This window comes from Egibacter rhizosphaerae, assembly GCF_004322855.1.
GTDB lineage: Bacteria > Actinomycetota > Nitriliruptoria > Euzebyales > Egibacteraceae > Egibacter > Egibacter rhizosphaerae.
In genome coordinates, this window is record NZ_CP036402.1 from 2139924 (window position 1) to 2165234 (window position 25311).

Here is a 25311-nt window from a genome sequence, read left to right on the forward strand (position 1 = left end):
GCCCGCGCGGGGTGACGTCGAGCGGCGTCGGAGGGTGACAGACGGTGCGAATCACCACGGTCGGGGGTGGCCCCGCGGGCCTGTACGCCGCGATCCTGCTCAAGCGCGGGGACCCGACGCGCCACGTCACCGTCTACGAGCGCAACGCGCCCGACGACACGTTCGGGTGGGGCGTGGTGTTCAGCGCCGCGACCCTCGCCGAGCTCGAGGACACCGACGCGATCAGCTACGACCGCCTGCTGCGCGCCTGTGCCCGTTGGGACCCCGTCGACGTCGAGCACCGCGGGCGCGTCGTGCGGGCGCTCGGCAACCGCTTCGCCGCGATCAGCCGCAAGCGTCTGCTGCAGATCCTGCAGGAGCGTTGCGGCGAGCTGGGCGTGGACCTGCGGTTCGAGACCGAGGTTGACCCCACCGACCTCGGCGGCGCCGACCTCGTCCTCGCTGCCGACGGCATCAACAGCCGGGTGCGGGACCAGTACGCGGACGTGTTCGCGCCGCGGCGGCGGGTCGAAGGGGGACGGTTCATCTGGCTCGGCACGACCCGGCGCTACGACGCCTTCACGTTCGTCTTCGCCGAGCACGAGGCCGGGGTCTTCCAGGCGCACGCCTACCCGTACGACACCGAGCTGGCCACCTTCATCGTCGAGTGTGCCCCCGAGGTCTGGCAGCGAGCCGGGCTCGACACCCGGGCCGCCGGTGAGCTCGCGCCCGGCGAGAGCGACCCGCACGCGATCAAGTTCTGCGAGGAGCTGTTCGCCGACCACCTCGGCGGACACCCCCTGATGGGGAACTACTCCCGCTGGCTGGAGTGGACGACGCTCTCGAACCGCGCGTGGCACCACGACCGCCTCGCCCTCCTCGGCGACGCGGCCCACACCGCGCACTTCTCCATCGGCTCGGGCACCAAGCTCGCGATGGAGGACGCCATCGCGCTCGCCCGGGCCGTGGACACCACGACCGACGTGGCGAGCGCGCTCGTCGCGTACGAGGCCGAGCGCAAGCCGGTGGTCGAGCGCATGCAGGAGGTCGCGCGCGAGAGCCTCCAGTGGTTCTCGCGCACCGACCGCTACGTGCACCTGCCGACGCCCCAGTTGGCGTTCGGCCTGTTGGCCCGTTCGCGCCTGACCTACGAGCGCATCCGCCAGCGTGACCCGACGTTCGTGACCGCCGTGGACCGGTGGTTCGCGGCCCGCAGCCAGCCGCGTGGCGAGCCGACGGCCCCGACCGCCGCGCCACCCCCGGCCTTCGCCCCCGCCCGGATCGCCGGGCTCGGGCTCGGCAATCGCATGGTGCTCGCCAGCGAGGAGGTCGCGACCGGACGCGACGGGCAGCCGGACGAAGCCACTCCGACCCGTCTGGCGGCGCTGGCGGCCGGCGGCGCGGGTCTCGCGCTGGTCGAGCGCGTCGCGGTGACCCCCGAGGGGCGCATCACCCCGGAGACCCCGGGGTGCTACACCGACGAGCAGGAGGCGGCGTGGCGCGACGCCCGGGCGGCCGCACGCGAGCGCGCGGACGACGTGGCGGTCGGGATGCAGCTCGTCCACGCGGGTGCCCGCGGCGCGACCCGGCCACGCCGTGAGGGGGTGGACGTGCCCCTGCGGGACGCCTGGCCGCTGGTCGCCGCCTCCTCCCGTCCCTACACGCCACGGTCGCCGGCACCCACCCCGCTCGACGCGGAGGGCCGCGTGCGGGTCCGCGAGGCCTTCGCGGACGCGGCCCGCCGAGCGGCGCACGCCGGGTTCGACCTCGTGGAGGTGCACCTCGGCCACGGGTTCCTGCTCGGCGGCTACTGGTCACCACTCACGGGCGACGCCGACGACTGGCGCGACCGTCTCGCCTACCCCGGCGAGGTCGTCGCGGCGGTGCTCGAAGCCCTGGACGGGGCGGCGACCCTCTCTGTCTGCTGGTCCGCCAGCGACCTCGAGCGGGGCGGGACCTCGCCCGAGGACGCGGTCGCCGGCGCCCGCACGCTCGCCGACGCCGGGGTGGGCCTCTTCAACGTCGTCGCCGGCCAGACCACACCGCGGGGGGCGCCCGGCTACGAGCCCCACTGGGGCGCGGGCTGGTCCGACCTGATCCGCAACGAGGCGGGCGTGCCGACGATCGCCTCGGGCGCGATCCGCGATCCGCTCGACGCGAGCCACGTCCTCGCCGGGGGTCAGGCCGACCTGTGCGTGCTCGGACGCCCCCATCCCGCCGTGCCCGGGTGGGCCCACGACCTGTGAGGAGCTGGACATGAAGGTGGGAGTCGGTCTGCCGAGCTGCGTGCCGGGGTGCAGCCCCGACGTGCTCGTCGACTGGGCCCGTGCGGCGGAAGCGGGGCCGTTCGCCAGCCTCGGCACCGTCGACCGGGTCCGGTACGGCAACTACGAGCCGCTCGTGGCCCTCTCCGCCGCCGCGGCGGTGACCAGCCGGATCCAGCTCGCGACCTCGATCCTGATCTCGCCGCTGCGGGAGACGACGACGCTCGCGAAGCAGATCGCGAGCCTGGACGCGCTCGCGGGTGGCCGGCTCGTGCTCGGGGTCGCCGTGGGCGCCCGGAGAGACGACTACGACGAGGGCGAGCACCCGTACGAGGAGCGAGGCCGGCGGCTCGACGACCAGCTGCGCGCGTTCCGCGAGGTGTGGGAGGACCCGGCGGTCGGCCCACGCGTCGACGGCCGGGACCGTCCGACGGTGCTCGTCGGCGGGAGCTCGGGGCCGGCGATGGCGCGCATGGCGCGGGAGGGCGACGGCTTCGTGCACGCGGGCGGACCGCCGCGCGCGTTCGCTCGCGCCGCCGACCAGGCCCGGGCCGCGTGGGCCGACCTGGGCCGTCCCGGAGAGCCGCAGCTGTGGGGCATGGCCTACTTCGCGCTCGGGGACGCAGCGGACCGCGGCCGCGAGTACCTGCGCGACTACTACGCCTTCACCGGGCACTTCGCGGAGCGGATCGCCGAGGGCCTGCTCGACACGCCCCTCGCCGTCCGCGAGCTCGTGGAGGGCTACGCCGACGCCGGCTGCGACCACCTGATCCTGTTCCCCGCGGTCGCCGACCGCGACCAGATCGACCGGCTCGCCGACTGCCTCGGCTGACGCGCTCAGCCGTCGGCGAGCATGGCGCGCAACGCACCGCGGTCGATCTTGCCGAGGTGCGTCGACGGGAAGTCTTCCAACACGACGATCCGGCGCGGCACCTTGTTCGGCTCCAGCCGGTCCAGCGCGTGCGCCCGCAAGCGCTCGGCCAGCGAGTCCGTGTCGTCCCCGGTGGGCTCGCTCGGCCGCACGAAGGCGACCGGCTTGGTGAGGCCGTGGTCGTCGGGCACACCGACCACGGCGCACTGGCCGACGGCCTCGTGCTCGATGAGGCAGTCCTCGACCTCCCCCGGCAGGACCCACTTGCCGCTCACCTTGAGCGCGTCGTCGCCTCGTCCGACGTAGCTGATCGTGCCGTCCTCGTGCTGCTGCACCAGGTCACCGGCGACGAACCACTCACCGCGGAAGGCCTCCATCGTCTTGGGCAGGTCCTGCCAGTAGGAGATCGCCCGCGAGTGCCCCCGCACCCACAGTCGGCCCACCTCCCCGGGCGCCACGTCGCGCCCCTCGGTGTCGCGGACACGCACGTCGAAACCGGGGACCGGGCGTCCGAGGGTGCCGGGCCGCACGTCGCCGGGGCGGTTGGAGACGAAGATGTGCCACATCTCGGCGGTGCCGAGACCGTCCAGGAGCTCCACCCCGAACGTGTCGGTCCACCGCTGCAGCAGCGCCGGCGGCAGGGCCTCGCCCGCGCTCGTGGCCACCCGCAGGCACGACAGGTCCTCGGTGGCCGCCCGGGGGTGGTTGGTCATCTCGTGCACCATCTTCGGGACGGTCACGAGGATGGTCGGCCGGTGCCACGCGATCTCGTCGAACAGGACGTCCGCGGTCGGGTGCGCCGAGAACAGCGCCGTCGAGGCGCCGACGGCGAACGGGAAGAGCAGGTTCGAGCCGGTCGCGTAGCCGAAGTACAGACCCGGGACCGAGATCGTGATGTCGTCCTCGGCGTAGCCGATGACGCCCTGCGCGTAGCAGCGCGTCGTGTTCACGAACGCCCCGTGGGTCTGCACGACCGCCTTCGGGCGGCCCGTGGTGCCACCGGAGAACAGCCAGACCGCCGGGTCGTCCCGGTGGGTGGGCACGGGGGCCTCGAGCGGCGGCGTGCCGGGCGCGGGCAACTCCGACGGTTCGGCCTCGGGGTCCAGGTCGAGCCACGCCGGCCGGGCACCCGCCTCGCCGGTGGCGCGCTCGAGCCGCTCGGTGTCCCCGCGGTCGCACACGATCGCCGCCGGCCGCACGTACGAGACGATCGCCGCGAGGTTCTCGACCGTGAGGCCCGGGTTCACCATGACCGGCACGGCCCCCAGATGGCTCGCCCCGAAGAACGCGCCGACGAACGCGGGCCCGTCGGGGAGGGCGAGCATCACCCGGTCCTCCCGGCGGGCCCCGAGCTCGGCGAGCGCGGTGGCGCAGCGGCGAGCGAGCGCGTCGACGTCGGTGTACGACAGCTCCCCGGTCCCGGTCCGCACGGCGGTCCGGTCCCCGCGGCCCTCGCGCAGCCGCGCGGTGAGGAACCAGTCGGCCAGGTTCAGGGTCTCGGGGAGATTGGGTTCGCCCAGCTCGGCGTCGGACGCTGCGGCGGGCACGGCCTCGGTCATGGTGCGATCCCTCTCGGCACACGGGAACCATCGCGTCGGCACCGCGGTCACCGCGCTGGCCGCCGCGCCGCGGGACGCGATTATTGCGCAGTCATGACCCCCGTCAACGTCTCGTCAGGTAGGCTGCGCTGACGCGGGAGACACGGACGCGGTCGGAGGGCGCTGCCATGGGCACCGAAGGCGAGCTCTACTACTGGGACTACTTGGGCCTCGACGCGCTGCTGGCGAGCCAGCAGCCGATCAGCGGGGGCGAGGGCGAGCCCGCCCACGACGAGATGCTGTTCATCATCGTCCACCAGTGCTTCGAGCTGTGGTTCAAGCAGATCCTCGTCGAACTCGACGACGCGGTCGGCACGATGCACGCCGACACGGTGCCGGAGAAGGAGATGGGACGGGTCGTGGACCGGCTCGACCGCATCATCGCGATCCAGCGGCTGCTCACCGGGCAGCTCGAGGTGCTCGAGACGATGACCCCCCTCGACTTCCTCGACTTCCGCGAGCAGTTGGCGCCCGCCTCGGGTTTCCAGAGCGTGCAGTTCCGTCTGGTCGAGAACCGCCTCGGCCTCGATCCCGAGCAGCGGCTCACGATCGCCGGGGCGTCCTACACCGACGTCATGTCCGACGAGCACCGTCGAATGATCGAGGAGACGGAACGGGCCCCCAACCTGCGCGACGCCATCGACCGCTGGCTCGCGCGCACCCCGTTCCTGCGGTTCGGGGACTTCGACTTCTGGGCGGCCTACCGCGAGGCCGTCGACGCCATGCTCGAGCGCGAACGCGCGAAGGTTTCCGAGCACCCGAACCTCGACGACGCGAGCCGGGACGAGCAGCTGCAGGCCGTCGAGGAGAGCGCCGCGCAGTTCGAGACGCTGTTCGACGCGGAGCAGTACGAGCGCCTCCGCGAGCGCGGGCACCGTCAACTCTCTCAGGACGCGTTCTGCGCCGCCCTGCTCATCAGCCTCTACCGTGACGAGCCGCTGTTCCAACTCCCGTTCCGCCTGCTGACCGCCGTCACGGACATCGACGAGGGCTTCGCCGCGTGGCGCTACCGCCACGCGCTGCTCGCCCACCGCATGATCGGCGGCAAGGTCGGCACCGGGGGCACGGCCGGACACACCTACCTCGAGGCCGCGGCCCGCAAGCACCGGGTCTTCCGCGACCTGTTCGACCTCCCGACGTTCTTCGTCCCACGATCCGCGCTTCCCGAGCTGCCCGCGGAGGTCCGCGAGCAGCTCTCCTTCCGTTACGAGAGCGCCCCGGCGTGAGCTACAAGGCGCACTTCGGGCAGGCGCTCGAGGCCGCGCCGGGTCGGCTGCACTTCGCCGCGCACAGCCATCATCCCTGGCCGGACGTCACCCGCGAGGCGCAGCTCGCCGCCTGGGACCTCGCCGCGCGCCACCTCGACGGCAAGTGGGAGCTGCTCTTCGACCGGGTCGTGCCCGAGGCGGCCGGTCACGTCGCGCGTCGCCTCGCGCTGCCCGACCCCGCGACGGTCGCGTTCGCCCCGAACACCCACGAGTTCCTGCTGCGGATCCTCTCGTGCGTGCCGCCCGGGGTCTCGCGGGTGCTCACCAGCGACGCCGAGTTCCACACGGCCGAGCGCCAGTTGCGCCGGCTGGAGGAGGCGGGGGCCGCCACCGTCACGCGGGTGGCCGCCGAGCCCTTCGACTCGTTCCCCGACCGCTTCGTCGACGCCGCCCGGGCCGGCGCGCACGATCTCGTGCTCGTGAGCCACGTGTTCTTCTCCTCCGGGTACGTGGTGCCCGACCTGCCGGGGCTCGTCGCGGCGCTGCCCGAGGATCCGCTGGTGCTCCTCGATGGCTATCACGGGTTCATGGCGGTCCCGACCGACCTGTCCGGGATCGCCGACCGGGCCTTCTACACCGCCGGCGCGTACAAGTACGCGATGGCGGGTGAAGGGGCGTGCTTCCTGCACTGCCCGCCGGGCTGGGGCCCGCGACCGCGGGACACCGGCTGGTTCGCCGCCTTCGGCGCCCGAGACGAGGGGGCCGCCGATCGGGTCGCCTACCCCGACGACGGGCGACGGTTCCTCGGCGCGACGTTCGACCCCACCGGGATCCTGCGCTTCAACGCCGCACAGCGTTGGGTCGACGAGATGGGCCTCGACGTGGCCGCGATCCACGCCCACGTGGGCGGGCTGCAGCAGCAGGCACTCGACATGCTCAGCGCCGGAGCCGTCGGTGCCGTCGACCTCGATGGCCTCGTGCCCCCGCCCTGGGTCCCCGACCGCGGGCACTTCCTCACCTTCGAGACCCCCGAGGCCGGCGCGCTGCAAGCCCGCCTCGCCGAGCGGGACGTCGTCACCGACCGCCGGGGCGACCGGATCCGCTTCGGTTTCGGCATTTACCACGACCCCGCCGACATCGACGCGCTGTTCGACCGCCTCACCGAGGTCGCCGGGGCATGAGCAGCGGCACGGTCGCCGTCCTGCTGGGCCCGGGCACCGACCCCACGCGACGCGGGCTCGTGCACCCCGCCCCCGGGCGGCTCGCCCGGCTCGTCGACTGGATCGAGGGCTGGGCCACCCACCTCGACGTGGAGGCCCGCTGCGAGGAGGTGGACGCCTCCCGGTGCGCCGACCGCTTGGCCGAGGTCGTCGCGGACGGCGTCGTGGTCCTGGCAGGCGACGCGGCCTTCGACGACCCGCGCGTCGGTGCGGCCACGGCCACACGCGCCGGCCCGGTGGTGGACCTGCACCTGCGCGACCTCACCCGCCGCGGCCCGGAGCCGCGGACGTCGTTCCTCGCCCGACACGGCGCCCGCGTCATGCACGGACGCGGCATCGACGGCGCGTGGTGGGCGCTGCACCACCTCGCCTGGACGCTCGCGTGGCCATCGAGCACGCGGACCTACGGCCGCCACCCCGAGCAGGTCGTCGAGGTGCGCGAACCGGACCGGGCCCAGCGCGCCGGGGCGGGTCCGGTCCCCGATCCGGACACGGCCGGCGCGGATGGCCCGCTGTCCACCGTCGTGCTCCTGCACGGCGGGTTCTGGCTCGCTCCCTGGGAGCGCGACCTCATGGACGGACTGGCGGTCGACCTGGCGCAACGTGGAGCCCGCACGTGGAACGCCGAGTACCGCCGCATCGACACGGACGGCGAGTGGCCGGGGTGCGGTGCGGACGCGCTGGCGGTGCTGACCGCAGCCGACCGGGCGCGCGGTCCCGGCGACCCACCGGTGATGGTGGTGGGCCACTCGGCCGGCGGACAGCTGGCCCTCTGGGCGGCCGGGCAACCGACTGCTCCACCGCTCGAGGCGGTGATCGCCCTGGCCCCCCTCGCGGACCTCGCCAACGCGGGCGATCTGGGCGGCGGTGCGCTCGAGCGGATGCTCGCCGGCGCCGACCCCGGACGGGCCTGCCCCACCGGGGCGGTGCCCACCGAGGTGCCGCTCACGCTCGTGCACGGCGTCGACGACGACCTGGTGCCCGTGTCCCAGAGCCGCGCGTACGCGACGGTCGCCCGCGCAGCCGGGGCGATCGTGCAGCTCGACGAACGCGGCGATGCCGACCACTTTTCGCTGGTCTCGCCGGGAGCTGGCTGGTTGGACGTGTTCGCCGATACCGACCGCTGATGAGCCGCTGACGCGCCCTTCGGGGGCCGGCCACCGCGAGGCCACCGACCGCGCGCTGGTAGGTTGCCGACCGAGATCACGGTGCCATCAACAGCATGCGGCCCGGCCGGTGAGCAAGCGCCCGGGTCGGCGCCCGCGGAGGATCAAGATGCCCGAGGACGGTGGGGACACGATCGATCGCCGGCTCCCGGTCGGCTCCGAGCGGGTCTTGAGCCTGCCGTCGTACGTTGCCGGGCGTTCGGCGCTCGACCTCTGCCATGAGCGCGGCATCACCGACGTGCTCGAGCTCGCGGCCAACCAGAACCCGCTGGGGGCCTCCCCGCTCGCCCAGAAGGTGCTGCAGGACGCGGCGCATGACGCCCACCTCTATCCGGATGGGGCGAGCAACAGCCTGCGCGCCGCGCTCGGCGAGGTGCTCGGGGTCGCAGCGAACGCCGTCGTGGCCACCGGAGGGGCCGAGCAGGCGCTCGGCCTGCTGGCCCAGGCGTTCCTCGAGCCGGGGTCCGAGGCGGTCATGCCGCGCCCCTCGTTCCCGGTCTACCGCATCGCGACGATCGCGTCGGGCGCGACGCCCGTCGAGGTCGACCTCGACGGCTGGGAGTACGACGCGACGGCGTTGGCCGACGCGATCACCCCGGCGACCCGGATCGTGTTCGCGGCGACCCCCAACAATCCCACCGGGACGTCGATGGCGCGCGCGGATGTCGAGCGGCTCCTGGCCGCCCTGCCCGAGGGGGCGTTGCTCGTGCTCGACGAGGCGTACGTGGAGTACAGCGATGCCGACCACCCCGACGGCATCGAGCTGCTCGCGCAGGATCCACGGATCGTGGCCGTCCGGACCTTCTCGAAGGCCTACGGGCTCGCCGGCCTGCGCGTGGGCTATCTCGTCGGGCATCCGGCGGTGGCCGACCTCGTGACCCGCGTGCGCCCCGCCTTCGCATTGAACCGACTGGCCGAGCACGCCGCGGTCGCGGCTCTCGGCGACCATGCGCACCTCGCCAACACCCGCGAGGTGACCGCGCGCAACCGCCGGTTGCTGACGCAGGCACTGGACGCCCGCGGACTCCCCGTGCCGGCGAGCCAGGCCAACTTCGTGTGGGCCGACACCGGCCGCGACGACGACCGGGTCTGGGAACGGCTCATCGATCACGGGGTCGTCGTCCGCGGCGGGCGTCTGTGGGGCCACCCCGGCCATCTGCGGATCACGATCGGCACCGAGTCACAGACCGAACGGCTGCTCCACGCGCTCGACGACGCGATGGACCCGGCCTGACCCTCCGAGGCGCCACCCGGGCCGGCCCCGCCGCGCCGGGCGAGATCGCCGAGTTCCCTGCCGTCGACGACGAGAGGTCCCGATGCAACGCCGAGGACGGGTGGCGGTCACGCCGACGCGTGTCGAGGAGATCGAAGCGGCGGTGCAGGCGGGTGGCGCGACGCTGGCCACGCCGGAGACGGCCGACGCCATCGTGTGGACCAGTCCCGCGGACATCGAGGCACTGCGTGCCGTGCTCGGCCCACAGCACCGTTGGGTGGCGTTGCCGATCGCGGGGGTGGAGCAGTGGCTGGCCTCGGGCATCATCGACGACACTCGCACGTGGACGTGCGCGAAGGGCGTGTACGCCCCGGGCGTTGCCGAGCACGCCGCGGCGATGGTGCTCGCGGGCGCGAAGCAGCTCCCCGCCGCCGCCAGGGCCGATGAGTGGGGTGCCGCCCCGGTCGGGCGTCGCCTCGAGCACGCCTCCACGCTCGTCGTCGGCACGGGCGGCATCGGACGCCGGGTCGCGGCGCTGCTCGCGCCGTTCGGGTCCCGGGTCGTGGGCGTGAACCGCCACGGGCGCCCGGTTCCGGAGTTCGAGCGAACACATCCGGCGGACCAACTGCACGATGCGGCGACCACCGCGGACTTCCTGGTCCTCTGCTGCGCGCTCACACCCCGCACGCGCGGCCTGGTCGGGCAGGAGCTGCTGGATCGCCTACCGCCGGGCGGGTGGGTGGTGAACGTCGCGCGCGGTGGACTCGTCGACACCGACGCCCTCGTGCGCTCCCTTCGCTCCGGGCATCTCGGGGGAGCCGCCCTCGACGTCACCGACCCCGAGCCGCTGCCGCGTGACCACCCGTTGTGGTCGTTCCCCAACGTCCTGATCACGCCGCACATCGCGAACCCGCACGACGGGATTCCCTGGTCGGCCCACCTGCCCGAGCTCGCCGCCCACATCGAACGTAACGTCCGTGCCTACCTCTCCGAGGGCGATCTCGAAGGGCGTGTGGACGGCACGGAGGGCTATTGACCAGCGCCAGCCCGTGTATGTTGCGCTCTTGCACGTCGTCACAATCGCGTTATACGCTGCTTCGCCACGCACACTCGTCCGCGCCCTCGGCACGGGACCGGACGGAGAGGCCAGCGATGAGGTTCAGCGGGATACTCGCCATGGTCGTCCTTCTCGCGCTGGTGTTGGCGGCGTGCGACGACGAGGACGTCGCGATCGAGGAGCCGCCGGGCGACGACGAGGAACCGGACGAGCCGGAACCCGACGAGGAACCCGAGGACGAGGATCCGGCCGACGAGGACGAGCCCGACGACGACGAGGACGAGCCCGACGACGACGAGCCCGACGACGAGGATCTCGTCACGATCCGCATGGGCTGGGGCGTGCCCGTCGAGGAACACAAGTACGTCATGATGGCCTTCCCCGAGGTCGCCCCCAACCTCGGTGAGGAGTACGAGGTCGAGTGGCTGCAGTTCGCCGGTACCGCGCTCGGAGTTCAGGGGCTGGCCGCGGGCACGTTGGACGGAGCCACCGTGGGCGGGCTCTCCAGCGCAAACGGGCTCGCCGAGGGCGCCGACATCGTCCTGACCGGCGCGATGATCGAGGAGCGGGAGATCTGCACGACCCCGTACGTCGTACGGGCCGACGACGACATCGAGGAGCCAGCCGACCTCGAGGGGCGCGTGCGCGGCACCTCGGCGATCGGGGGCTCCACCCACTACATCGGCCGCGCGGAGTTCGAGGAGGCCGGACTCACCGAGGACGAGGACTACGAGGTCGTCGAGGTGCCGTTCGCGCAGGGCGAGGAAGCGCTGCGCGAGGGGGAGATCGACGTGATGGAGCTCGCCAGCTTCTTCGGTATCCAAGCCCTCGACAGCGGCGACTTCGAGACCCTGTTCTGCGTCACCGACGTCGTTGATCCGTTCGTGCAGCTGCTCCAGGGCTTCCGGGGCGAGTTCATCGAGGAGCATCCCGAGGTCGTCGAGGCCTTCCAGGAGGACTGGCAAACGGTCACCGAATGGGTACTGGATCCGGACAACCGCGATGACGTGATCACCGCGACCCACGAGGCCACGGAAATGCCCGAGGACCTGCTGGAGGGGTTCCTGCTGATCGACGATCTCGACTACAACCGGCCACCGCAGGGTGGCTTGGACGTGGAAGCGCTCCAGGACAACTGGGACTTCTTCCACGAGGTCGGCGAGCTCCCCGAGCTCGACGTACGCGAGCACGTGGACGAGGAGTTCACGCTGGAGGCGGAGGACTGACCCGATCAGGAACCTGAACGGGCAACGGGGCGCGCACCCTCCTCTCGCGTCCCCGGCCGCAGCCACCAGATAGCACATCGAGGACGCCCTGAGCGACCGCAGCCAACCCCCGCCCCGGGCCACCACCTCGGATCGCGCTACCACCCAGGGCATGGAGGTGCAGGCGCGTGGGGTGGCGAAGGTGTTCCCCAACCGCCGTCGCGGCGACGTCGAGGCGATCGCCCACGTCGACATGGACGTCGCCCCCGGCGAGTTCGTCTCGATCCTCGGCCCGTCGGGCTGCGGGAAGTCGACGTTCCTCTACATCGTGGGCGGGTTCGTCGAGGCCACCGGCGGCTCGGTGAGCGTCGGCGGCACCCCCATCACCGGCCCCGGGCCCGAGCGGGGCATCGTGTTCCAGGAGTTCGCGCTCTTCCCGTGGAAGACGGTGCACGGCAACATCACGTACGGTCTCGCCGAGCAGGGCCTCTCCCGGCGCGAGCAGCAGGAACGCGCCGAGCACTACATCCACATGGTGGGCCTCCAGGGCATGGAGCGCTTGTACCCCAAGGAGCTGTCCGGGGGGATGAAGCAGCGGGTCGCGATCGCCCGCACGCTCGCGACCGATCCGGACGTGTTGTTGATGGACGAGCCCCTGGGCGCGCTCGACGCGCAGACCCGCGCAGAGATGCAGACCGAGCTCAGTAGCATCTGGGAACGCACGGGCAAGACCGTCCTGTTCGTGACGCACGCGGTCGAGGAGGCACTCTTCTTCTCGGACCGGGTCGTCGTGTTCTCGCAGCGTCCCGCCCGCATCAAGTCGGTGGTGGACGTGGAGATCCCACGACCGCGCGATCGAAAGGGGATCCTCCGCGATCCCCGCTTCGCCGAGCTGCACCACCACCTGTGGGATCTGCTGCACGAGACCAGACCCTCCACGCAGACCGGCGCCGCTACCGCCGAAGCCCCCGTCGATGGCGGCTGACGCCTACCCGACCGCGGCCACGCCCCGCGCCACCGGTCGGGGGCCCGTCGCGACCGTCCTGCTGCCCACGGCCTCCGTGGCCGTCGTACTGGGATTGTGGGAGCTCGCGCCACGGGTGGGCTGGGTGAGCGACGCCGTGATGCCGCCGTTCACCCGCACCGTCGGCGGCCTGGTCCAAGTGCTCGGACATCCGGCCTTCGCTGAGAACATGGCCGCGACCGCAGGACGATGGGCGCTGGGCTTCGGCATCGCGATCGTTCTGGGGGTGGCGGTGGGGATCCTGATGGGTCGGTCGCGCGTCCTCTTCTACTTGATCGACCCCATCCTCACGTTGAGCTATCCGGTCCCGCGGGCGGCCCTGATCCTGATCCTGGTGCTCTGGTTCGGGGTCGGTCTGCTGTCGATGGTGGGCATCGTCGTCCTCGGCGCGATCATCCCGATCGTGATCTCCGCCTACCACGGTGCACAGAACATCAACCCGCACCTGCTGTGGTCGGCCCGTGCCCTGGGCACCAGCCGCCGAGCCACCCTCTGGCGAGTGGTCCTGCCGGCCGCGCTGCCGCAGGTCCTCTCGGGGCTGCGCATCGGAATCGCGATCTCGATCTTCACGGTCCTGGCCTCGGAGCTGCTGATCCGCCAAGCGGGCATCGGCGCCTTCCTCTTCACCAACTGGGACCACGGCCAGAACGTGGTGGTCTGGGCGACGGGCCTCGTCCTCGCCACCGTCGGGTTCCTGCTCGACTTCGTGTACGTCCGCCTCGTGCGCGTCGCGGTCCCGTGGCTGGAGGGGCAGGTGTGAGCAGCCCCACCGAGCAGAGTCCCCGTGGTCCCACGACCGACTCCGGGCTCGCCGCGCCCGGGGCTGTCGCCACCGAAAGCATCGATCGCGGGGTCCCTGTCCGTGTCGTGGGCGGCCTCGGCTGGATCGCGCTGCGGGTCTATCCGATCGTGCTCCTGCTGGTGGTCTGGCAGCTGCTCGTCACCGCCGAACTCTTGTCCCCGTTCGTGCTCCCCGGGCCCGTCTCGGTGGCGGAACGCGCCTGGGAACTGGTCGGCGACGGCAGCCTGCAGGGCGAACTGGTGACCACCCTGGGACGCATCTTCGCCGCGTACGGGCTCGCCCTGGTGGTCGGCACGACACTCGGGCTGCTCATGGGACGTCTCACCACCGTGCGCCTCGCACTGCGACCGTTGGTGGCCTACCTGTTCCCGACGCCCAAGATCGCGATCTACCCCGCGTTGTTGATCATCTTCGGGCTGGGGACGGCCTCGAAGGTGGCCCTCGGCTTCGCGGAGTCGGTCTTTCCCATCCTGCTCGCGACGGCGGCGGCGAGCTCGCAGATCGACCCGCGGTTGCTGTGGTCCGCGCGAGCGCTCGGCACCAGCGAGCGCCGCACGTTCCCCCGGGTCGTCCTGCCCGCCTCCCTGCCGGGGATCCTCACCGGGGCACGGATCGGTCTGGTGGGCGCGATCATCGGCGTCTACCTGGGCGAGATGATCGCCGGGGGCGACGGCCTCGGGAACATGATGGACGTGGGCTGGCGACTGCTGCGGACCGCGGACATGTACGTCTCCATCGCCGTCATCGCGGTGCTGGGGCTGCTCCTCGACCGCGCGTTCCTCACCGCGCGCCGTCGCCTGCTCGCCTGGAGCGACGAGGGGGCCCAATGACCACGATTCTCGCGCACGCGCTCGTGTTGACCGTGGACGACCGTCGGCGGGTGCTGCCCGACGGCGCCGTGGCCTTCGACGAGCGGAGCGGGCGCATCACGGCCGTCGGTCCCGCCGACGAGGTGACCGCGGCGGCGCCGTCGGACGCAGCGATCGTCGACTGCACCGACCGGGTCATCACCCCGGGGTTCGTCGACACGCACGTGCACCTCGGCGAACAGCTGGGCCGCGGTCTGGTGCCCGACCACGCCGGGCCCACCGAGTGGCTGCCCGACTGGTTGTTCCATCTCTACGGTGCCCTGGAGCCCGACGACGAACGCACCTGCGCGGAGCTCGCGGTCGCCGAGTTGTTGCTGACCGGTACGACCACGTTCTGCGAGGCGGGCACCCTGCTCGACTGGCGCGCGGCCGCCGACGTGGTGGAGGCCACCGGCATCCGCGGGCAGCTCGGCCGCTGGACCAGCGACCAGGGACCGGACGGACTCCCCCGCCTCGAGACGACACGTGCGGCGCTCGACGCGAACGAGGCGATGCTCGACGGCTGCCGCGACGACTACGGGGACCGGGTCAGCGCGTCGGTGATCCTCCTCGGCCTCGGCACCGCCAGCGAGCCCCTCTTGCGGGAGGCCAAGGAGCTGGCGACCGACCGCGGCGCCGGGGCCGCGGTGATGCACGCGAGCGTCCACCCCGACCACGGCGGCCAGCTCGTGCCCGCCGAGACGCTCGAGGAGCTCGGCTGGCTCGACGGCGCAACCAAGCTCACCCACGCGGTCTACGTCGACATGGAGGACGTGGAGCGCTTCGCCGAAGCCGGCGTCCGGGTCGCCCACTGCCCGACCGCCGCCCTTCGGCACGTCAAGGGCCTGCACCGCTACGGGCTGATCCCGGAGATGCTCGAGTCCGGCGTCCCCGTCGGACTCGGCAGTGACAGCGCCAACGGCTCCAACCACTTCCGGATGCTCCAGCTCATGTACCTCGCGGCGACCCTGTACAAGGACTTCCGGATGGACCAACGCATGATCCCGCCGGAGACGGCGCTCGAGATGGCGACGCGACAGGGCGCGGCCTGCCTCTGGCTCGACGACGAGATCGGGTCGCTGGAGGTCGGCAAGCGCGCCGACCTCGTGGCGTGGTCGACCGAGCATCCCGAATGGCGACCGCTCCTGCACCCCGTCCAGAACCTGGTGCTCAACGCGCCCGACCGCAGTGTCGAGAGCGTCTGGGTCAACGGCCAGCAGCTCGTCGAGCGTGGACGGCTGCGGACCATCGACCTCGATGAGCTGCTTCCCCGCGCCGACGCCGCAGCCAGCGGACTGCTGGCGCGCGCCGATCTGCGGGCCCCCTGGTCGTGGCCGAGCGAAGGGCCCGGCGCGAGGGGGCATCATGGCTGAGCCACCCTCGCTGGCCGGCGAGGTCGCCCTCGTGACGGGCGGCAACCGCGGCATCGGCCGCGCCATCGCCGAGGAGCTCGCGTCCAGCGGCGCCCGGGTCGGGATCACCGGCCGGGACACCGCTGCGCTCGAAGCCACCTCGGAGCAGCTGGGGGAGTCGGTGGTGGCCGTCCGGGCCGACGTCGCGCACGAGGAGGACGTGCTCCGAGCGCTCGACGAGACCCACCAGGCATTCGGCCCCGTGACCTGTCTCGTCAACAACGCCGCGGTCAGCGGGCCGACGGCCCCGGTGCACGAGCTCTCGGCCGACGCGTTCACCTCCACCCTCGAGGCGAACCTCGTCGGGCCGTTCCTCACGGCTCGGCACGCGCTCCCGGCGATGATCGCCGCGGGCCACGGCAGCATCGTGAACATCGGCTCGGTCGCGGGCGTGCAGTCCTACCCCCTGCGTGCTCCCTATGCCGCGTCCAAGTGGGGTCTCGAAGGGTTGAGCCGCACCCTCGCCGCGGAGGTGGGCCCCTACGGAATCCGGGTGAACGTCGTCTCGCCGGGCCCCACGGAGGGGCAACGGTCGACCGACGTGATCGCCCACCGAGCGGAGGCCCTGGGTCAGCCGTTCGACGAGCTGAAGGAGCAGTACGAGGCACGGATCCCGTTGCGGCGGTTCGTCACGGGCTCGGAGGTCGCCGCCACCGTGCGGTTCCTGCTCTCCGATGCAGCGAGCGGGATCACGGGCCAATCATTCCGCGTGAGCGGGGGGATGGAGATCTGAGGTCCCGACGGGCCAAGTCGGTCGTCGGGGTGGTGACGACGACCTGTTAGGGCGAAGACGGCGCTCGAGCAGGCAGGGCAGGAAGGGCAGCCATGGATCTCGAGCCGCTCGTGGCTCGCGCGCGCGAGCGGATGGGCCAACCGGCGTTCGACTACATCGTCGGCGGCGCCGAGGATGAGCGGACGCTCCGGGACAACGAGGACGCCTGGCACCGCCTGCGACTTCGGCCACGAGTCCTGCGCGACGTGGGCAGCGTCGACGCCTCGACCACCCTCCTCGACCGCGCGACCCCCACGCCGATCATGGTGGCTCCCACCGCGATGCACCGGCTGGCACACGTCGACGGTGAACAGGGATCGGCGGCGGCCGCCGCGCAGGTCGGCGCGGTCTTCGTCGCGGCGACGATGGCGACGCAGTCGCTCGAGTCCGTCGCCCGCGTCGCGCCGGGCGCGCGTCGGTGGTTCCAGCTCTACGTCCATCGCGATCGTGGGATGACGCGGGATCTCGTGGACCGTGCGGCCGACACCGGGTTCGAGGCGCTGGTGGTCACCGTCGACGCCCCCGTGCCGGGTATTCGCCGGCGTGACCGGGCAAACGGATTCGAGCTGCCCGAGGATCTGGAACTCGCGAACGTCCGCGCCAGCCTGAACTCCGACAGTGGCGGCGCCATGGACGAGTACTCCGACGCGGCCCTGGAGCCCGGCCTGACCTTCGACGACCTGGCCTGGCTCGCCGCGTTGCGCGACCTGCCGCTGTTCGTGAAGGGGGTGCTGCGCGCGGACGATGCGGCGGCCTGCATCGAGGCCGGTGCGAGCGGCGTCATCGTGTCGAACCACGGCGGCCGCCAGGTCGACGGTGCCGTGTCGACCGTCGACGCGCTCCGGGAGATCGCGCCGCGCCTCGATGCTGGCGCCGAGCTGTACGTCGACGGCGGCGTCCGCAGCGGCACGGCCGTTGCCGCGGCACTCGCACTGGGCGCTCGCGGGGTGCTCGTCGGCCGCCCGGTGATCTGGGGGCTCGCCGCGGGCGGTCGCGACGGCGCGGCAGCGGTCCTGACAGAGTTGCACGAGGAGCTCGAGCGAGCGATGACGCTGCTGGGCGCCCCGACCGTGGCCGACCTTTCGCCCGACCTCGTCGCGACATGATGCGCGCGGCCTGCCTCGAGGAGGACGGGCGGATCACATGCCGACTCGTCCCCGCCCCGCGTCCCCGCTCGGGGGAGCTGCTCGTGCGCACCGAGCTCGCCGCGGTGTGCGGCAGCGACCTCCACGCCGTCCAGGGCGGCATCGGCGCGGCGTCCCCGCCCTACCATCCCGGTTATCCGGGGCACGAGGGCGTCGGCACGGTCGTTGCCGGTGAGGCCTCGGGCCTGGCCCCGGGCCGATCCGTGCTGACCGTCCCCGAAGCGCCGACGGCGTCCGGTTTCGCGGAGTACCAGGCGCTGCCGGCGGGCTCGGTCGTGCCGCTGCCGGTCGGCATCCCGCCCGCGCGGCTCGTCCTCGCCCAGCACCTCGGCACCGTCCTGGCCGCGCTGGACCGCTTCTGGTCACCCGACGGCGTGGATCATGCCGCCGTCGTCGGGGCCGGCTCGGCCGGCCTGCTGTTCGTGCAGGAGCTGCGCCGCCGCGACGTCCGGACGATCGTCGTGTCCGATCCCGATCCCGCGCGCCGCGAACGGGCACGCGCTCTGGGGGCCGAGGCGGCGATCGGAGCGGATGCGGGCGCCCTCGGCGAATCGGTCCTGTCCGTCACGGACGGCCGCGGCGCCGACCTGGTCGTCGAGGCGGCCGGTCACGATGCCGCTCGGGCCGAGGCCGTCGCCGCCCTGGCCGATCACGGCACCCTGGGCCTGTTCGGCCTCCCCGAGCGCACCGGCTCCGCGCCCTTCCCGTTCGAGACGCTGTTCCGCCGCCGCGCGTCCGCGCACGCCACGTACGGCGCCCAGAGCGAGCCCGGCCTGCGTTCGTTCCGCGCCGCGGTCGACCTCATCGAGCGAGGCACCGTGAACGTCGACGGGTGGCTCACGCACACCTACCCGATCGAGCGGATCGGCGACGCGATCGAGCACGCGGCGTCGCGGCGGGACGATGCCCTCAAAATCGGGATCACGTTCGAAGGACCGTGAGTTCGCGAGGGATGAAGGAGAGCCCGTGAGCGAGGAGATGCAGCTGTATGACCTGCGGGTCACCGTCGACCGGATCGAGGGACGATCGGTGTGCGGGATGGCCCCCGGGGACTGTTTCGAGCTGACCAACTCGAACGAGATCCGCCTGCCCGAGGGCAAGCACTTCTGCCTGTACGCGCTCCAGGCGGTGCTGCCGCTGCTGCCCGCGAAGCAGCGGGAGCTCGCCGACAGCGACTGGATGGCCCAGGACGCCGAGGTCGCGTGCCCCGATCCGGACGAGCGGCTCATCATGCGGGTCGAGCGCACCCGGAAGGTCACGCTGCGCACCGACGACCTGACATGACCCCATCGCCCGACGCGCCCCCGCCCGGCGCGAGAACAGGAGCATCCATGCGTCGTGACCGTCCCGAGATCGGGCTGGGGTTCCAGAGCGACAAGACCGCCGAGGAGTACGCCGAGCTGGCGAGGGCGGCGGAGGCCGCGGGCTTCGACGTGCTCAGCGTCTTCAGCGACCTCATGTATCAACCGCCGGTCTTCCCGTTGCTCGTCATGGCGGGGGTCACCGAACGGGTGCGCCTCGGGCCCGCGTGCCTGAACCCGTACTCGCTCGCGCCGTTCGAGATCGCGGGACAGACCGCGGCGCTGGACCTGGCATCGCACGGGCGCGCCTACGTCGGCATGGCCCGGGGCGCGTGGCTCGGCGACGTGGGCATCGAGCAGACCCGACCGGTCACCACGCTGCGGGAGGCCGCCACTGTCGTCGGTCGGCTGCTCGGCGCCGACGATCGGGGCTTCGAGGGCGAGGTGTTCCGCCTGGCCCGGGGGACGAGGCTGGCCTACGAGCCCGCACGCTCGCGCGTGCCGCTGCTCATCGGCACGTGGGGTCCGCGCGCGGCGGCCCTGGCCGGCGAGATCGCCGACGAGGTGAAGATCGGCGGCACCGCCAACCCCGACATGGTCAGCGTCATGCGCGAGCGCATCCGGGTCGGCGCGGACGCCGTAGGGCGCGACGTCGACGAGGTCGGCGTGGTCGTCGGCGCGGTCACCGTCGTCGCGCGCGACGGCGACGAGGCTCGCCGCCACGCCCGGCGCGAGGTCGCGATGTACATCGACGTGGTCGCCGACCTCGACCCCACGCTGGAGCTGCCATCCGACCTGCTCACCGAGCTGCGCGGCCATCTGCAGGCCGGTCGGCCCCGCGAGGCGGGCGCGGCGATCCCCGACGACCTGCTCGACCGCTTCGCGTTCGCGGGGGACCCCGACCACGTCGCGGCCATCGCACGCGGTGTGCTCGAGGCCGGTGCCGCCCGCGTCGAGTTCGGCACCCCCCACGGCCTCACCGACCGGGAGGGGGTCGAGCTGCTCGGCCGGGAGGTCTTGCCGAAGCTGCGCTAACGCTCGCGGGGCAGGAGCGCGCGGTCGTCGCGGGCCACGCGCCCGTCGCGGAGGACGAGGTGCAGCCGCCGCAGCGCGGCGATGTCGGCGAGCGGGTCCCCCTCGACCGCGATCAGGTCGGCGCGCTTGCCGACCTCGAGCGTGCCCAGCTGGTCGGCCGCCCCCAGCCAACGAACCGGCTCCAGGGTCGCGGCCTCGAGCGCGGCCTCGGGCGTCATCCCGCCCTCGACCATGAACTCGAGCTCGCGCACCGTGGCGGTGGTGTCCTCGTAGGGCTCGGCCGGCAGCATGTCCGAGCCCAGGCCGATGGGAACGCCGGCCTCGAGCGCCGCCGCGAAGGACGCCATGTGCCGCTCGCCCGCCCCGAGCGCTCGCTCCATCATCCATGCCGGCACGCCCATGCGCTCGAAGTACTCGCGGCAGCGGGTCACCACCAGGGTGGGGACGAGCTGCACGCCCCGGTCGGCCATCGCCTGCGCGACCTCGGGCGTCAACTCGTAGCCGTGCTCGACGCCGTCGAGGCCGAGCTCGACCGCTTCCGCGATGGCACCGGCGGGTCCCGCGTGCGCTGTCACTCGGCGACCCCAGGCGTGGGCGACCTCCAGCACTGCCGCGAGCTCGTCGGTCGCCAGCTGGGGCGTGTCGATCCCCTCGTGCTCGCCGGCGATCCCGCCGCTGATCATCACCTTGATGAGGTCCGCGCCCGCCCGCAGCTGCGCGCGCACGCCGTGACGGAACCCGGCCTCGCCGTCGCACTCCAGGGTCCCGTCGCCCCCGTGGCCGTGTCCCCCCGTGCAGCAGAGGCCCTGCCCCGCGGTGAACACGCGCGGCCCCGGGACCGTCCCGGCCGCGATCGCCGCCTGTAGCGCGAAATCCGCGCCACGGCTCTCGCCCACGCAGCGCACCGTCGTGACCCCTGCGCGCAGGGCCGCGGCGGCGTTGCCGGCCATGCGGAACGCGAGCTCGGCGTCGCTCTCGGTCGCCAGCAGGGCGCCGGCCGCGCCCGGGTGGCGCAGGCTGAAATGGGTGTGGAGGTTGCCGAGCCCCGGCAGGACGGTCGCCCCGCCGAGCTCGCACGGGCGCGGCTCCGGCCCATCGCCCTCCCGCGCCCGCGAGCGCACGTCCTCGACGGGGCCGACCGCCGCGACGGCGCCGTCGCGGATCAGCACGCCGGCGTCGGGGCGCGCCCCGGCTCCCGAGGCGTCCCACACGGTGCAATCGGTCAGTAGCAGGTCGGTCACGGGTGGGCTCCTCCTGGTCGTTCGCCGGCCGGTGCTCGTGCTGCTTCCTCCGGACGCCGTGCCTGCCCGCCCGGCTCGTGGAGCACGCACGCGACCTGCCGGGCGTCACCGACGGTCCGCAGTGACGGGTGCTCCGGCATGCAGGCGTCGTGAGCGTACGGACACCTGGGATGGAAGACGCAGCCGTCGGGGGGATCGGCGGGATCGGGAACCTCGCCGGGCAGCCCGCTCGGCGCGACCCCCACCTGCTCGGGGTGCGGGACGGCGCGGATCAGCGCTTCCGTGTAGGGGTGCAGCGGGAGCCGCCACATGGAGGCCGTCGGCCCGAGCTCCGCGATGCGGCCGAGGTACATGACCGCGACCCGGTCGCACACGTGCCGTACGAGGGAGAGGTCGTGGCTGATGAACAGGATCGATAGTCCGAGATCGCGGCGCAGCTCGACGAGCACGTTGGCCACCTGCGCCTGGATCGACGCGTCGAGCGCGGCGACGGGCTCGTCGGCGACGATCACCCGCGGCTCGGGTGCGAGCGCCCGGGCGATCGCGATCCGCTGCCGCTGCCCGCCGGAGAACTGATGCGGGTAGCGGGGCGCGTCGCGCGCCTCCAGGCCGACCTGCTCGAGGAGCGCGCCGGCGCGCCGGCGGCGCTCCTGCCGTGAAGCGTGGCCCCGCAGGGCGTCGGTGATTTGCTCGCCGATCCGGCGCCGCGGGTTCAGCGACGCGAACGGGTCCTGGAAGACCATCTGCAACTTGCGCTCGCGTTCCGGCCGCGCGCGCCCGCGCACGTGGCGGATCGGCTCGCCGTCGAAGACGACCTCGCCCCCCGACAGCGGCATCAGCCCCACACCGGCGCGCGCGAGCGTCGACTTCCCGCAGCCCGACTCCCCGACGAGGCCGAGGATCTCGCCCTCCTCCAGGTCGAGGTCGACCCCGGCGACCGCGTGCACCGGCGCGCGCCCCTTGCGGGCGAACTCAACGTGCACGTCGCGGAACGAGAGCAACCCCATTCTCATCCCATCCGATCCGTCACCGGCACGAGCGGATCGACGGGGCACGCCGAGCGGCGGCCGTCCTCGAGCCTCACGAGGTCGGGGACGTGCTCGCGACAGGAGGCCAACGCGTAACCGCACCGGGGGTGGAAGGCGCAGCCGGGGGGCAGCTCGAGCGGGCTCGGCGGTCGCCCGGGGATCGACTGCAGGAACCCGGGTCCCTGCCCGTCCGGCGACTGGGCGTCCTCGTCGGCGCCTCCCCCGGGCAGGGCCTCCAGCAGCCCGCGGGTGTAGGGATGGCGCGGCTCGGTGAGCAGCTGGTCGGCGGTGCCGTGCTCGACCACCCGACCGGCGTAGAACACCGCGAGCTCGTCGGCCATCGCGGCCAGCACGCCGAGGTCGTGGGTGATGAGCACGATCGCGATCCCCAGTTCGTCCCGGAAGCTGTCGAGCAGGCCGAGGATCTCGGCCTGCACCGTCACGTCGAGCGCCGTGGTGGGCTCGTCGGCGATGAGGACGCGGGGCTCGCAGGCCAGGGCGATCGCGAGCGCGAGCCGCTGGCGCATCCCACCCGAGAACTGGTGCGGGAATGCCCGCAGCGCGCCCTCGGGGTCGGGGACCCGCACCATCCGCAAGAGCTCGACCGCGCGGTGGCGCGCCGAGCGGGCCGACGTCCGCCGGTGGTGCCGCAGGTGCTCGGTGAGCAGCCGCTCCACCCGCAGCATGGGGTGCAGCGTGGTCATGGGGTCCTGGAACACCATCGCGATCTCGTTGCCGCGGATCCGGCGCAGTGCCCGCATCGGCATCCCCAGCAGCTCCTGCCCGCGGAACCGCACCGAGCCCGAGGCGGTCCCGCCGGGTGGCAGCAGCCCGAGCACCGACGAGGCGGTCAGCGACTTGCCGCTGCCGCTCTCGCCCGCGATGCCGTGGATCGTGCGCTCGCGGACGTCGAGGTCGATGCCGTGCACGACGGGCACGAGACCGTCGGCCGACGGGAGCCAGACCCGCAGGTCGCGTAGCTCGAGCAGCGCCTCGGTCACAGGGCCCTCCTGCCGAGGCCCTTCGACGTCCTCGGGTCGAGCGCGTCGCGCAGATTGTCGCCGAGCAGGTTGAAGGCGAGCACGATCGTCACGATCGCGAGCCCGGGGAACATCCCCACCCACCAGGCCGCGAACGAGTCCGCGCCGGCGGCCACCATCGACCCCCACTCGGGAGCGGGAGGTCGGGCACCGAGGCCGAGGAACGACAGGGCCGACAGCAGGAGCACCGCGTTGCCCATCTCGAGGGTGGCGAGCACGGCGACGCTGCCGGCGACGTTCGGGAGCACGTCGCGGCGTAGCGCGGCGGGGCCGGCCACGCCGGCCAACCGGCTGGCCTGGAAGTAGTCCATTTCGCGGATCGACAGGACGAGGCCCCGGACCACCCGCGCGTACACCGGCCACGACACCACCACGATCGCGATGACCGCGTTGCGCAGGTCAGGGCCGAGCGCCGCGGTGACCGCCATCGCGAGGATGATGTTCGGGAACGCGAAGAAGAGGTCCACCAGCCGCATCAGGACGTTGTCGACGACACCGCCCGCGTAGCCCGCGACCGCGCCGACGAGGCTACCGATGGTGGCGGCGACGGCGACGATGATCAGCGCCAGCGGGATCGAGGTCCGCGCGCCGTAGAGCACGCGGGTGAGGATGTCGCGACCCACCCGGTCGGTCCCGAACCAGTGGTCGATCGAGGGCGGCGCCAACCGCTCGGCGGTCTGCGCGAGCGGCTCGAACGGAGTGATCCACGGGGCGAGCAACGCGAGCACGAGCCACGTGCCGACGATGCCCGCGCCGATGAGCGCGAGCGGCTGGCGCCAGGGCGAACGGACGAGGCGGCGCTGCTGGCGCCGCATCGCCCGATCGAGGGTGGGGGTCTCGGTGCTCACTCGATCCGGATCCTCGGGTCGATCACGCCGTACAGCACGTCGACGACGAAGTTGATCGTCACGTACACGAGCGCGACGAAGAGCGACACGCCCATGATCGCCGGCACGTCGAGGTTGAGCGCGCTGCGGAACGCGTACGAGCCCACCCCGGGCCAGGAGAAGATGCTCTCGATCAGCACCGTACCGGACAGCATGCTGCCGAACGCGAGGCTCGCGACGGTGATGACCGGCACGAGCGCCGCCCGCAGCACGTGGCCGATCACCACGCGGCGCCCATGCAGGCCCTTGGCCCAGGCGGCGCGGATGTAGTCCTGCTCGATGACCTCCAGCACGCTCGAGCGCGTGAACCGCGTGAAGAGCCCCACCGCGAAGGCCGCGAGTACCGACGCCGGCAGCACGAGGTGGTGCAGCGCCGAGCGGAACGCCTCCCAGTCGCCGTCCAGCACGGCGTCCACCGTCATCGCCCCCGTCACGGTCTCTGGAGGGATCAACACGGGGTCGAGGCGCCCGGAGCTCGGGACGAGGCCGAGCTCGAAGTTGAAGAGGTAGACGGCGACGAGCGCCAACCAGAACGGGGGCATCGACAGGCCGAGCAGCGACACCACCCGCAGGAACTGGTCGATTGACCGGCCGGCACGGACGGCCGCGATGGTGCCGAAGGCCACCCCCAGCAGGACCGCGATGACGATCGCGGTGAGCGCCAGCTCCATCGTGGCGGGCACGAAGTCGGCGAGGTCCTCGGTGACCGGTCGGCGGCTCTGCTGACTCTCGCCCAGGTCGCCCTGCAGCACGTTGGTCAGGTAGCGCCCGTACTGCACCGGCAACGGTTGATCGAGGCCGTACCGCTCCTCGAACGCGGCGACGGCCTCGGGGTTCTCGAGCGCCTGCTCCGACAGGTTCGCCGAGATGGGATCCCCCGGCACGACCTGGGTGAGCAGGAACGAGACCAGCGTCGCCCCGACGGCGAGCAGCACCGCCGCTGCCAACCGCCGGGCGACGAACCTCCAGAGCGCCGCGCCCGTCAACGGGGAACC

General features: G+C 72.8%; 23 protein-coding genes. 17 read left to right on the plus strand and 6 right to left on the minus strand.

What is annotated here, in order from left to right:
* Positions 1–44 precede the first annotated feature (44 nt).
* Both ER308_RS09900 and ER308_RS09905 read left to right on the plus strand, forming a co-directional pair.
* Positions 45–2225 carry an oxidoreductase gene (locus ER308_RS09900; protein WP_131154835.1) on the plus strand — a complete coding sequence of 727 codons (2181 nt, stop codon included), beginning with the start codon at positions 45–47 and terminating at the stop codon, positions 2223–2225.
* Between the two features lie 10 nt (positions 2226–2235).
* Positions 2236–3075: an LLM class flavin-dependent oxidoreductase gene (locus ER308_RS09905; RefSeq protein ID WP_131154836.1), complete on the plus strand. Its 840-nt coding sequence runs from the start codon at positions 2236–2238 to the stop codon at positions 3073–3075.
* 5 nt (positions 3076–3080) lie between these two features.
* Here the strand turns inward: ER308_RS09905 and ER308_RS09910 are convergent, their stop codons facing one another.
* A complete protein-coding gene (locus ER308_RS09910; RefSeq protein WP_131154837.1) occupies positions 3081–4673 on the minus strand; it encodes a benzoate-CoA ligase family protein in 1593 nt (530 codons plus the stop codon).
* 167 nt (positions 4674–4840) lie between these two features.
* On the opposite strand from ER308_RS09910, the gene ER308_RS09915 reads away from it, so the two are divergent.
* The 15 genes from ER308_RS09915 to ER308_RS09985 all read left to right on the plus strand — a co-directional run bounded on the left by ER308_RS09915 (position 4841) and on the right by ER308_RS09985 (position 20120).
* Positions 4841–5938: a tryptophan 2,3-dioxygenase family protein gene (locus ER308_RS09915; protein WP_131154838.1), complete on the plus strand. Its 1098-nt coding sequence runs from the start codon at positions 4841–4843 to the stop codon at positions 5936–5938.
* Positions 5935–7101, plus strand: a complete 1167-nt coding sequence (locus tag ER308_RS09920) for an aminotransferase class V-fold PLP-dependent enzyme (protein WP_131154839.1) — start codon at positions 5935–5937, stop codon at positions 7099–7101. The genes ER308_RS09915 and ER308_RS09920 overlap by 4 nt, the downstream gene beginning before the upstream one ends.
* On the plus strand, positions 7098–8267 hold the full coding sequence (locus ER308_RS09925; protein ID WP_131154840.1) for an alpha/beta hydrolase: 1170 nt from the start codon (positions 7098–7100) through the stop codon (positions 8265–8267). The genes ER308_RS09920 and ER308_RS09925 overlap by 4 nt, the downstream gene beginning before the upstream one ends.
* A gap of 148 nt (positions 8268–8415) precedes the next feature.
* Positions 8416–9540: a histidinol-phosphate transaminase gene (gene hisC, locus ER308_RS09930; protein WP_165491967.1), complete on the plus strand. Its 1125-nt coding sequence runs from the start codon at positions 8416–8418 to the stop codon at positions 9538–9540.
* An 82-nt stretch (positions 9541–9622) separates the two neighbouring features.
* Positions 9623–10555: an NAD(P)-dependent oxidoreductase gene (locus ER308_RS09935; protein ID WP_131154842.1), complete on the plus strand. Its 933-nt coding sequence runs from the start codon at positions 9623–9625 to the stop codon at positions 10553–10555.
* A gap of 116 nt (positions 10556–10671) precedes the next feature.
* Positions 10672–11802, plus strand: a complete 1131-nt coding sequence (locus ER308_RS09940) for an ABC transporter substrate-binding protein (RefSeq protein WP_165491968.1) — start codon at positions 10672–10674, stop codon at positions 11800–11802.
* A gap of 151 nt (positions 11803–11953) precedes the next feature.
* Positions 11954–12766 carry an ABC transporter ATP-binding protein gene (locus ER308_RS09945; protein WP_131154844.1) on the plus strand — a complete coding sequence of 271 codons (813 nt, stop codon included), beginning with the start codon at positions 11954–11956 and terminating at the stop codon, positions 12764–12766.
* Positions 12756–13565: an ABC transporter permease gene (locus ER308_RS09950; RefSeq protein WP_131154845.1), complete on the plus strand. Its 810-nt coding sequence runs from the start codon at positions 12756–12758 to the stop codon at positions 13563–13565. The genes ER308_RS09945 and ER308_RS09950 overlap by 11 nt, the downstream gene beginning before the upstream one ends.
* A complete protein-coding gene (locus tag ER308_RS09955) occupies positions 13562–14437 on the plus strand; it encodes an ABC transporter permease (protein ID WP_131154846.1) in 876 nt (291 codons plus the stop codon). The genes ER308_RS09950 and ER308_RS09955 overlap by 4 nt, the downstream gene beginning before the upstream one ends.
* Entirely contained in the window at positions 14434–15828 is a 1395-nt protein-coding gene (locus ER308_RS09960) for an amidohydrolase family protein (protein ID WP_131154847.1), read from the plus strand. Before ER308_RS09955 ends, ER308_RS09960 begins: the two co-directional genes overlap by 4 nt.
* Entirely contained in the window at positions 15821–16600 is a 780-nt protein-coding gene (locus tag ER308_RS09965) for an SDR family NAD(P)-dependent oxidoreductase (RefSeq protein WP_165491969.1), read from the plus strand. Before ER308_RS09960 ends, ER308_RS09965 begins: the two co-directional genes overlap by 8 nt.
* Before the next feature lie 92 nt (positions 16601–16692).
* Positions 16693–17745, plus strand: a complete 1053-nt coding sequence (locus ER308_RS09970) for an alpha-hydroxy acid oxidase (RefSeq protein ID WP_131154849.1) — start codon at positions 16693–16695, stop codon at positions 17743–17745.
* Entirely contained in the window at positions 17742–18725 is a 984-nt protein-coding gene (locus ER308_RS09975) for a zinc-dependent alcohol dehydrogenase (protein WP_131154850.1), read from the plus strand. Before ER308_RS09970 ends, ER308_RS09975 begins: the two co-directional genes overlap by 4 nt.
* A 25-nt stretch (positions 18726–18750) precedes the next feature.
* Positions 18751–19068: a TIGR04076 family protein gene (locus tag ER308_RS09980; protein ID WP_205745994.1), complete on the plus strand. Its 318-nt coding sequence runs from the start codon at positions 18751–18753 to the stop codon at positions 19066–19068.
* Positions 19069–19115: 47 nt separating this feature from the next.
* Positions 19116–20120 (plus strand): LLM class flavin-dependent oxidoreductase, encoded by a 1005-nt coding sequence (locus tag ER308_RS09985; RefSeq protein WP_131154852.1) that lies wholly within the window; start codon positions 19116–19118, stop codon positions 20118–20120.
* Here ER308_RS09985 and ER308_RS09990 read toward each other — a convergent pair.
* Genes ER308_RS09990 through ER308_RS10010 form a run of 5 tightly spaced genes read right to left on the minus strand, consistent with a single transcriptional unit; the run spans position 20117 to position 25302 of the window.
* Positions 20117–21361 carry an amidohydrolase family protein gene (locus ER308_RS09990; RefSeq protein WP_131154853.1) on the minus strand — a complete coding sequence of 415 codons (1245 nt, stop codon included), beginning with the start codon at positions 21359–21361 and terminating at the stop codon, positions 20117–20119. The two genes, ER308_RS09985 and ER308_RS09990, sit on opposite strands and share 4 nt — an antisense overlap.
* Positions 21358–22368 carry an ABC transporter ATP-binding protein gene (locus ER308_RS09995; protein ID WP_131156977.1) on the minus strand — a complete coding sequence of 337 codons (1011 nt, stop codon included), beginning with the start codon at positions 22366–22368 and terminating at the stop codon, positions 21358–21360. The genes ER308_RS09990 and ER308_RS09995 overlap by 4 nt, the downstream gene beginning before the upstream one ends.
* 2 nt (positions 22369–22370) lie before the next feature.
* The gene (locus ER308_RS10000) at positions 22371–23390 is read right to left on the minus strand and encodes an ABC transporter ATP-binding protein (RefSeq protein WP_131154854.1); all 1020 of its coding nucleotides are present in this window, start codon (positions 23388–23390) and stop codon (positions 22371–22373) included.
* The gene (locus ER308_RS10005; RefSeq protein WP_205745996.1) at positions 23387–24277 is read right to left on the minus strand and encodes an ABC transporter permease; all 891 of its coding nucleotides are present in this window, start codon (positions 24275–24277) and stop codon (positions 23387–23389) included. The genes ER308_RS10000 and ER308_RS10005 overlap by 4 nt, the downstream gene beginning before the upstream one ends.
* The gene (locus ER308_RS10010) at positions 24274–25302 is read right to left on the minus strand and encodes an ABC transporter permease (protein WP_131154855.1); all 1029 of its coding nucleotides are present in this window, start codon (positions 25300–25302) and stop codon (positions 24274–24276) included. The genes ER308_RS10005 and ER308_RS10010 overlap by 4 nt, the downstream gene beginning before the upstream one ends.
* Positions 25303–25311 lie beyond the last annotated feature (9 nt).

Bases quoted from the DNA above. Each gene is read 5' to 3' on its own strand.
- ER308_RS09905 (WP_131154836.1), top strand. From the start codon at position 2,236: ATGAAGGTGGGAGTCGGTCTGCCGAGCTGCGTGCCGGGGTGCAGCCCC.
- ER308_RS09910 (WP_131154837.1), bottom strand. From the start codon at position 4,673: ATGACCGAGGCCGTGCCCGCCGCAGCGTCCGACGCCGAGCTGGGCGAA.
- ER308_RS09915 (WP_131154838.1), top strand. From the start codon at position 4,841: ATGGGCACCGAAGGCGAGCTCTACTACTGGGACTACTTGGGCCTCGAC.
- ER308_RS09925 (WP_131154840.1), top strand. From the start codon at position 7,098: ATGAGCAGCGGCACGGTCGCCGTCCTGCTGGGCCCGGGCACCGACCCC.
- hisC (WP_165491967.1), top strand. From the start codon at position 8,416: ATGCCCGAGGACGGTGGGGACACGATCGATCGCCGGCTCCCGGTCGGC.
- ER308_RS09935 (WP_131154842.1), top strand. From the start codon at position 9,623: ATGCAACGCCGAGGACGGGTGGCGGTCACGCCGACGCGTGTCGAGGAG.
- ER308_RS09940 (WP_165491968.1), top strand. From the start codon at position 10,672: ATGAGGTTCAGCGGGATACTCGCCATGGTCGTCCTTCTCGCGCTGGTG.
- ER308_RS09945 (WP_131154844.1), top strand. From the start codon at position 11,954: ATGGAGGTGCAGGCGCGTGGGGTGGCGAAGGTGTTCCCCAACCGCCGT.
- ER308_RS09950 (WP_131154845.1), top strand. From the start codon at position 12,756: ATGGCGGCTGACGCCTACCCGACCGCGGCCACGCCCCGCGCCACCGGT.
- ER308_RS09960 (WP_131154847.1), top strand. From the start codon at position 14,434: ATGACCACGATTCTCGCGCACGCGCTCGTGTTGACCGTGGACGACCGT.
- ER308_RS09965 (WP_165491969.1), top strand. From the start codon at position 15,821: ATGGCTGAGCCACCCTCGCTGGCCGGCGAGGTCGCCCTCGTGACGGGC.
- ER308_RS09970 (WP_131154849.1), top strand. From the start codon at position 16,693: ATGGATCTCGAGCCGCTCGTGGCTCGCGCGCGCGAGCGGATGGGCCAA.
- ER308_RS09975 (WP_131154850.1), top strand. From the start codon at position 17,742: ATGATGCGCGCGGCCTGCCTCGAGGAGGACGGGCGGATCACATGCCGA.
- ER308_RS09985 (WP_131154852.1), top strand. From the start codon at position 19,116: ATGCGTCGTGACCGTCCCGAGATCGGGCTGGGGTTCCAGAGCGACAAG.
- ER308_RS09995 (WP_131156977.1), bottom strand. From the start codon at position 22,368: ATGGGGTTGCTCTCGTTCCGCGACGTGCACGTTGAGTTCGCCCGCAAG.